This window comes from Salipiger sp. (assembly GCF_059781815.1).
Map to the genome: position 1 here is coordinate 24,139 of NZ_JBYNAH010000024.1, position 7,800 is coordinate 31,938.

General features: G+C 68.0%; 8 protein-coding genes, 1 tRNA gene and 1 pseudogene. 6 read left to right on the forward strand and 4 right to left on the reverse strand.

Annotation, left to right across the window (positions count from 1 at the left end; genetic code table 11):
- Window positions 1-78: 78 nt before the first annotated feature.
- From AC6RA4_RS04605 to AC6RA4_RS04620, 4 genes are all read right to left on the reverse strand, one after another.
- Window positions 79-155 (reverse strand) — tRNA-Arg (locus AC6RA4_RS04605).
- Between the two features lie 63 nt (window positions 156-218).
- Entirely contained in the window at window positions 219-1,601 is a 1,383-nt protein-coding gene (locus AC6RA4_RS04610; protein WP_500157850.1) for a sensor histidine kinase, read from the reverse strand.
- A 20-nt stretch (window positions 1,602-1,621) separates the two neighbouring features.
- A complete protein-coding gene (locus tag AC6RA4_RS04615; protein WP_500157852.1) occupies window positions 1,622-3,028 on the reverse strand; it encodes a dihydrolipoyl dehydrogenase family protein in 1,407 nt (468 codons plus the stop codon).
- Window positions 3,029-3,040: 12 nt separating this feature from the next.
- On the reverse strand, window positions 3,041-3,763 hold the full coding sequence (locus tag AC6RA4_RS04620; protein WP_500157854.1) for a TVP38/TMEM64 family protein: 723 nt from the start codon (window positions 3,761-3,763) through the stop codon (window positions 3,041-3,043).
- Between the two features lie 297 nt (window positions 3,764-4,060).
- Between AC6RA4_RS04620 and rpmH the strand changes: the two genes are divergently transcribed.
- From rpmH to AC6RA4_RS04650, 6 genes and pseudogenes are all read left to right on the forward strand, one after another.
- The gene (gene rpmH / locus AC6RA4_RS04625; protein ID WP_076623372.1) at window positions 4,061-4,195 is read left to right on the forward strand and encodes a 50S ribosomal protein L34; all 135 of its coding nucleotides are present in this window, start codon (window positions 4,061-4,063) and stop codon (window positions 4,193-4,195) included.
- A gap of 102 nt (window positions 4,196-4,297) precedes the next feature.
- Window positions 4,298-4,660 (forward strand): ribonuclease P protein component, encoded by a 363-nt coding sequence (gene rnpA / locus AC6RA4_RS04630; RefSeq protein ID WP_500157857.1) that lies wholly within the window; start codon window positions 4,298-4,300, stop codon window positions 4,658-4,660.
- On the forward strand, window positions 4,657-4,911 hold the full coding sequence (gene yidD / locus AC6RA4_RS04635; protein ID WP_500157859.1) for a membrane protein insertion efficiency factor YidD: 255 nt from the start codon (window positions 4,657-4,659) through the stop codon (window positions 4,909-4,911). The genes rnpA and yidD overlap by 4 nt, the downstream gene beginning before the upstream one ends.
- A gap of 50 nt (window positions 4,912-4,961) precedes the next feature.
- Complete coding sequence (gene ttcA / locus AC6RA4_RS04640) at window positions 4,962-5,846, forward strand: tRNA 2-thiocytidine(32) synthetase TtcA (RefSeq protein WP_500157861.1); 885 nt, start codon at window positions 4,962-4,964, stop codon at window positions 5,844-5,846.
- Window positions 5,847-5,909: 63 nt separating this feature from the next.
- The gene (locus tag AC6RA4_RS04645) at window positions 5,910-7,457 is read left to right on the forward strand and encodes an EAL domain-containing protein (RefSeq protein ID WP_500157863.1); all 1,548 of its coding nucleotides are present in this window, start codon (window positions 5,910-5,912) and stop codon (window positions 7,455-7,457) included.
- A gap of 123 nt (window positions 7,458-7,580) precedes the next feature.
- Window positions 7,581-7,800: pseudogene (locus tag AC6RA4_RS04650) on the forward strand (membrane protein insertase YidC); the annotation flags it as partial.

Here is a 7,800-nt window from a genome sequence, read left to right on the forward strand (position 1 = left end):
CGATGCACCTCAAGCCATTCATTTTCCGGGTAGAAAATAAGAAAGCCCCCTGCGCTATGCAGCGGGCTTTCCGGAAACTGGCGGACCGAGGAGGATTCGAACCCCCGACCCCTTGATTCGTAGTCAAGTACTCTATCCAGCTGAGCTATCGGTCCGTGGAGGCGGGGTTTAGACTTACCCGCGGAGATGCGCAAGGGGGTTTTTTGAAGAAATGTCGATCAGCCCATTTCTCCCATCGGCAGGCGGATTTCGAAGCAGGTTCCGCTCTCGTCCGAGCGCGCCAGCTTCAGCATGCCGCCGTGGTTGCGCACCAGTTCGGCGACGATGGCAAGGCCGAGACCCGCTCCGCCCTTGCGCACACCGCCCTGGAACGGCTGGAACAGGTGTTCGCGCGCCTTGGGCGGCAGGCCGGGGCCTGTATCGGTGACCTCGATCACCCATTCGGTATCGCCCGCCCAGGCCGCGACGTTGATCTCGCCCGGCTGGCCGGTGCCGGTGATCGCCTGCCGCGCGTTGCGCACCAGATTGCCGATGATGCGGTAGACCTGCTCCGGGTCGCCGCGAATCTGCAGCGTGGCGGGGATGTCCTCGGACAGGCTCACATCATGTTCGTCGATCGCCAGCCGTTCGGCCTCGAGCACCTCGTTGACCAGCTCGGCAAGATTGAACTGCGTCAGCACCGGCGCCGGCTCCTCGGCACGGCCAAAGGCCAGCGTGTTCTCGCAGAGCGAGACCGCCCGCGTGATCGAGCCCACCAGCTTCGGCGCCATGCGCTTGACGGAAGGATCCTCCGACATCTCGATACGGTCGGTGAAAAGCTGCGCCGAGGTGAGGATGTTGCGCAGGTCGTGGCTCACCCGCGCCACCGCGCCGCCGAGCTGCGCCAGGCGCTCCTTCTGCCGCAAGCTCGCCGCGAGCTGGGTCTGCAGCGATTGCAGCGCCTCCTCGGCCTCGCGCAGCTCCTTGACGCTTGCCGAGGGCTTGATGATCCGGCGCGCATCCTCGGGCGCCTCGGCGAAGCGGATCATGTGGCCGACCACGCCCTTGATCGGGCGCACCAGCAGCCGCCGCACCGCGAGGAACAGCAGCAGCGCGGTGATCACCGAGATCACCGCCGAGAGCATCAGGATGCGCAGACCGTAATCGAGCATCGCACTGCGCAGCGGCCCGGCCTCCATGGTGATCTCGATGAGCTGGCCCGCCTGTTGCGACGGGTAGCCCAACACCCGGATAACCTCGGGCTCGGGGCTCAGCAGCCGCGCGATGGCGTCGTGCATCAAGGTGACCGGCCCGGCCTCGCGCAGGTCAAAGCTCTCGGCCACCGGCCCCGGCACCTCCGACGACAGCATCAGCTCGCGCGTGGCGTTGCGCTGCAGGGCAACGTTGTAGACCCCGGCATTGGCCAGCAGCTCGCGCTCGAGATCGGGATCGAGCATGTCATCGGCGAGCAGCGCCAGCGAGGCGATCTGCGCACGCTCGAGACGGTCGGTGAGATAGTCGGCGCGGAAGCGGGCGACGGACGGCACGAAGATCAACACCTCGGCCAGCATCACGAACACCGTCGTGAGAATCAGGAAGCGGCCGGAAAGTGAGTTGAGCATCGAAACTACTGCTTGTCCCGTCAGGGCAGCCAGCGCTGCACCAGTCTTACAATTCTTTTCACTGTTTCGTTTTCAAACAGACGGGGAGAGAAATAGGTTCCCGCAACGCGTTTGTTAAGCTCCGCGATGGTGGGATAGGGCACAACCATCCCTGCAATGGCGCTCATCTTGAGTTTCGAGCCGATCGCCAGCGCCCAGAGCCCGATCAGTTCGCCCGCCTGCGCACCGGCGATCGAGGCCCCCACGGGGCGCCCCTTGACCACCATCACCTTGAGCAGCCCGGTGGTCTGGCGCTGCGCGATGGCGCGGTCATTGTGCTGGTAGGGCAGCCGCACGACCTCGAGCCTGTCGCCATATGTGACCCGCGCCTCGGCCTCGGTCAGGCCGACCTGCGCCAATTCGGGCGCGGTGTAGGTGGCGCGCGGCAGGATCTCGGGCCTGACCTTGATCGGCAGGCCGAAAAGCGCGTTCCGCACGATCAGCCCGCCGTGATAGCCCGCCACATGGGTGAACTGCAGCCCGCCCGCGGCGTCGCCGATTGCATAGACGCGCCGGTTGGTCGTGCGCAGCCCCTCGTCGATCTTGATGCCGGTCTTGGTGGTCTCGATCCCCGCCTTGTCGAGGCCGAGCCCGTCGATATTGGCCTTGCGCCCCACCGCCACCAGAAGGTGCGAGCCGTGGATCTCACCGTTGGAGGTCTCGACCGCGATGGCCCCGGCGCTGCCGCGCACCCGCTGGGCCTGCGTCTCCTCGAGGATCTCGATGCCCTCGGCGCGCAGCTCCTCGAGCACGATGGCGGCCATCTCGGGGTCTTCGCGGCCGAGCGCGGTCTGCGCTTCGATCACCGTCACCCGGCTGCCCAGCCGGCGATGCGCCTGCGCCATCTCGAGCCCGATTGGCCCGCCGCCGATGATCACGAGGTGCTCGGGCTGCTCGCGCAGCTGCCAGAGCGTCTCGTTGGTGAGGTAGGGCACCTCCGACAGGCCTGGAATCGGCGGCACGAAGGGAGAGGAGCCGGTCGCGATGACGATGCGCCGGGCCGAGATGACATGCGCGCCGGCCTGCACCTCGGTGGGCGAGATGAAGCGGCCATGCTCGCGGATCACCGTGACGCCAAAGCCCTCGAATCGCTGTTGGCTGTCCATCGGCTCGATCCGGGCGATGGTCTCGGCCACGTGGGTCTGCGCGGCGGCGTAATCCACCTGCGGCGTCACGCTGGCCACGCCGAAGGGCACGGCATGGGCCATCGAGGAGGCCCGCGCGGCACTGGCAATCAGCGCCTTCGAGGGCACGCAGCCGTAATTCAGGCAGTCTCCGCCCATCTCCCCGCGCTCGAGCAGCACCACCGAGGCGCCCATCTGCGCCGCGCCCGCAGCCACGGAAAGCCCGCCAGAGCCCGCGCCGATCACCAGAAGATCCGTCTTCATAAGTTTATCCCCTTACAGCTCGGTCTTGCCGCGCACCGCCTTGAACACCATCGGCAGTGCCGCCAGCGCCGCAAGGCCCAAAAGCGGGAGGAGGATCTGCGGCGCCCAGAGCAGGCTCAGGTCCGGCGCCTCGCCGCGGTCGAAGACCTCGCCCACGCCGACACCGATGGAGGTGAAGACCAGCGCGCCGGGGATGATTCCCAAGGCGGTGGTCAGCACGAAGTTGCGGAAGTGCACGCCGACCAGCGCCGGCAGCAGGTTGGCGACGAAGAACGGCACCACCGGCACCAGCCGGAGGAGGAACATCACGCTGATCTCGTTCTCGCGCAGCCGCTCGCGCAGGCGCGAGAGCTTGCCGTCGGAGGCGTCCATCTTCTCGGCCAGCGCAGCGCCAAGCCCGGCACGGGCAGCGAGGAAGATCAGCACCGCGCCCACGGTGGCGGCCAGCACGTTGAACACGGTGCCGGCACCGAGCCCGAAGAGAAAGCCCCCGGTGACCGAGGCCACCGCCGCACCGGGCAGCGAGAAGGCGACGATGGCGATGTAGGCCAGCACGAATCCCCCCGCGATCAGCAGGTAATGCTGGTCGCGCAGGGCCAGCAGCGCCTCGCGATTGTCGCTCAGCGTGTCGAAGCTGAGGTAATCGCGCAGCGTGAAGAAGCCGGTGACGGCGACGATCAGGATGATCGCCAGCGGCAGGTGGCGGGTCAGGCTGCGCTTCGGCGTCTCGGCCATGTCAGCCTCTCGGGTATGGTGCGTGTCGGTCATGGCACCCAAGATGCGTCAGGCGGTCGCATCGCAACAGCCCTCTCACGCCGCCTTGATCGCGGGTGACGGGAAAGCCGGGGTTTTGACCTCCCAGCGCCCAAACTGTAACATATGGCGAGGCCCCCGCCCGGCCCCGCGCCGGAATGTTGCAGACCGGCACGATAGAGGTTTGACATGCGGCCCTCACCTCCCTATAGGACGGGCTTCGAATGACATGGCCCGGCGAATCCGTCCCGGGCTGCCCGAGAAACGGAGTAGAGCGCGATGAAACGCACCTTTCAGCCGTCGAACCTGGTTCGCAAGCGCCGTCACGGCTTCCGCGCCCGCATGGCAACCAAGGCGGGCCGCAAGGTCCTGAATGCGCGCCGCGCCCGCGGCCGCAAGCAGCTCAGCGCCTGAGCCGCACGCTTCGCTTATGGCGAAGCGGGACGCATGGATCGACAGAAAAGCCGCTTCGGATCTTTCCGAAGCGGCTTTTCGTCGTGATCTGAAGGCACCGATATGAGCGAAGACACCCAAGCCCGGATCGAAACCCTGCGCAAGCGGCCCGAGTTCCTCGCCGCTGCCCGCGCCCGGCGCCAGCCGGCCAACGCGATGCTGGTGCAGGCGCGCGAGCGCGGCGACGGCTCGGACACGGTGCGCGTGGGCTTCACCTGTTCCAAGAAGGTCGGCAATGCCGTGGCCCGCAACCGCGCCAAGCGCCGGATGCGCGAGGTCGCGCGGCTCACCCTGCCCACAAAGGGCGTGCCGGGCTGGGATTACGTGCTGATTGGCCGCCGCGACGCCACTGCCGAGCGCCCGTTCGACCTGCTGATCAAGGATCTGGAATACGCCCTGCGCAAGATCCACGGCCCCGCGAAATGAGCCCGCTGGCCCATATCGTGGCCTTGCCGGTGCGATTCTACCGGCTGGTCTTTTCGCCCTGGGTCGGGCACGGCTGCCGATTTCAGCCGACCTGCTCGGCCTATGCCATGGAGGCGCTGGAAAAGCACGGCGCGGTCAAGGGCAGCTGGCTCGCCGCACGCCGCATCCTGCGCTGCCACCCGTGGGGCGGCTCGGGAATCGACAACGTCCCCGAACCGCGCTGCCGGCACCACGACACGCACCGCCCCTGATTCCGAAGCCCGCGCTTGCCCAGGCGCCCCCGAGACCGTATCTGCCTGCCATGTTCGACGAAGCCGACGATATTCACCCGCTGTTCTACGGCGCTCCCAAGAGCACCGAGTTCAAGAAGCTGCGCAAGCGCATCGTGCAACACGCGCGCGAGGCGGTGGAACAGTACGGCATGGTCGAACGCCGCGACGATGGCAGCCTGCCGAAATGGCTGGTCTGCCTCTCGGGCGGCAAGGACAGCTACACCTTGCTCGCGGTACTGCACGAGCTGAAATGGCGCGGCCTGCTGCCGGTCGAGCTGCTGGCCTGCAACCTCGATCAGGGCCAGCCGGGCTTTCCCGCGACGGTGCTGCCGAAGTTCCTTGAGGACATGCAGGTGCCGCACCGAATCGAGTACCAGGACACCTATTCCATCGTCGTCGACAAGGTGCCGCAGGGCCGCACCTATTGCGCGCTCTGCTCGCGGCTGCGCCGCGGCAACCTCTACCGCATCGCCCGCGAAGAGGGCTGCTCGGCGGTGGTGCTGGGCCATCACCGCGACGATATCCTCGAGACCTTCTTCATGAACCTGTTCCACGGCGGTCGCCTCGCGACCATGCCGCCGAAGCTGGTCAATGAGGAGGGCGATCTCTTCGTCTACCGCCCGCTAGCGCATGTGGCCGAGGTCGATTGCGAACAGTTCGCCCGCGCGATGAATTACCCGATCATCCCCTGCGATCTCTGCGGCAGCCAGGACGGGCTGCAGCGCCAGCAGGTGAAGCAGATCCTCGACCAGTGGGAAAAGAACAGCCCCGGCCGCCGCCAGGTGATGTTCCGCTCGCTGATGAACATCCGCCCCTCGCACATGCTCGATCCCAAGCTGTTCGATTTCGCCGGGCTGATGCGCGATGTGGCGGGGAAAAGCGCCGCGGACCCGGATATTCCCGATTTGCGTTAAGTCCGGAGTTACCTCCGTGCGCTAGTCCTGCCCCCGCCGTCAACGGCAAGAGGGAGGCTGGCCATGAGACCGAAGCTTCGGGCCGCGCTGGCGCGGCACCACGCGCGGGTCGCGCGCTGGCTTCACGGCAGCCACATGCTGGCCTTCCTGCCGGCGCTGACCCTGGCGGGGTTCTGGATCGGCGGCGAGGTCATGCTGATCGCCATCGCCATCGGCCTGCCGGTGATCTACGCGCTGGCCGGGCAGGACACGCCCGGCGCGCTCGATCCCGATCGCCCGCTGCCCGACCTCATCGACACCGCCACCGCCGAGGCGCTGGCCGACCGCATGATCGTCCGCGCGAGCGCGGCCAAGCTCGGCACCGCGTGTTTTCTGCTCGAGGCAGAGGGGCTCGACGCGATCCGCCGCCGTGCCGGCGACGGCGTCGCGCAGGAGCTGCGCGAGAGCCTGCTGCAAAGGCTGCGCGGCCAGCTGCGCCGCGGCGACCGGGTGGCGCGGACCGGCGACTCGCGCTTCATGGTGCTGCTCTCGCCGGCGCTGCGGCTCGATCTCGAGGCGCTGCTCCTGATGGCCGAGCGCATGCAGCGCGCGCTTGAGGAACCGGCGGAAACCGAGGGCGGGACACATTTCCTCTCGGTCACCATCGGCTTCTGCGCCTCGGCACGGCTGCGGAGCCATGCCGGGGGCGCGCAACTGATCGACGCCGCCGCCACCGCCCTCACCGAAGCGCTGTCGAACGGACCCTCGGCGGTGCGGGCCTGGTCGGAAAGCATGCGCGTGCAGCGCCGCGCCCGCAAGACGCTTCTGGAAGAGGTCGAGCGGGCGCTCGCCAAGGGGCAGATCCGGCCATGGTTCCAGCCCCAGCTCTGCACCTCGACCGGCACCATCAGCGGCGTCGAGGCGCTGGCGCGCTGGCTGCATCCGGAACGCGGCATCGTCCCCCCGGACGAGTTTCTCACCGCGCTCGAAGAGGCCGGCCAGCTCGACCGGCTGAGCGAGGTGATGCTCGACCACAGCCTCTCGGCCCTGCGCCGCTGGGACGAGGCAGGCCTCGCCATCCCCCGGGTCAGCGTGAACTTTTCCGATGCCGAGCTGCGCAATCCCCGTCTGGTGACGCGGCTCAAATGGGAGCTCGACCGCTTCGGCCTGCCGGCCTCGCGGCTCGGGGTCGAGGTGCTCGAGACGGTGATCGCCGACGCGCCGGAAGGGGTCGTCGCGCGCAACATCACCGCGCTGTCGCAGCTCGGCTGCCAGATCGATCTCGACGATTTCGGCACCGGTCACGCCTCGATCACCGCGCTGCGCCGCTTCGCGGTGCACCGGCTCAAGATCGACCGCAGCTTCGTCACCCGGGTCGACCGCGACGAGGAACAGCGCCGCATGCTCGCGGCTGTGCTCGGCCTTGCCGACCGGCTCGGCCTCGAGACCGTGGCCGAGGGCGTCGAGAGCGTGGCCGAGCATGCTCTGCTCGCGCAGCTCGGCTGCGACCACGTCCAGGGCTTCGGCATCGCGCGGCCGATGCCCGCCGACCAGCTCGCCGACTGGGCCCGCGGCTATGCCGAACGGGTCGCGGCAGCGCAGAACATCGGGCGCAACGCCGGCACTGCCTAGGCCCGCGTCCGGTTGCGTATCTGGTCACAAAACCCGCCCCACACCCGGAATCGGCTTGACCTTTGGGGGTCCTGCCTGTTGAACCCGGCGGTGACTTTTCCAAGGACAGGGCGGCGCCTTCGCATGGACGATCAGAACAAGAACCTGCTCATCGCAACCGGTCTGAGCTTCGTGGTGATCCTCGTCTGGTTCCTGCTCTTCCCACCCCCGGAAGAGCAGCTGCAGGACCAGGCCGGCCCGAACGCGGTCGAGACCGTCGAGGGCGACACCGCCTCGACGCCCGCCGCCGCGCCCTCGGCCACCACCGGCGGCACCGACGCCGCCGCGGCGCCCGCGCAGGCCG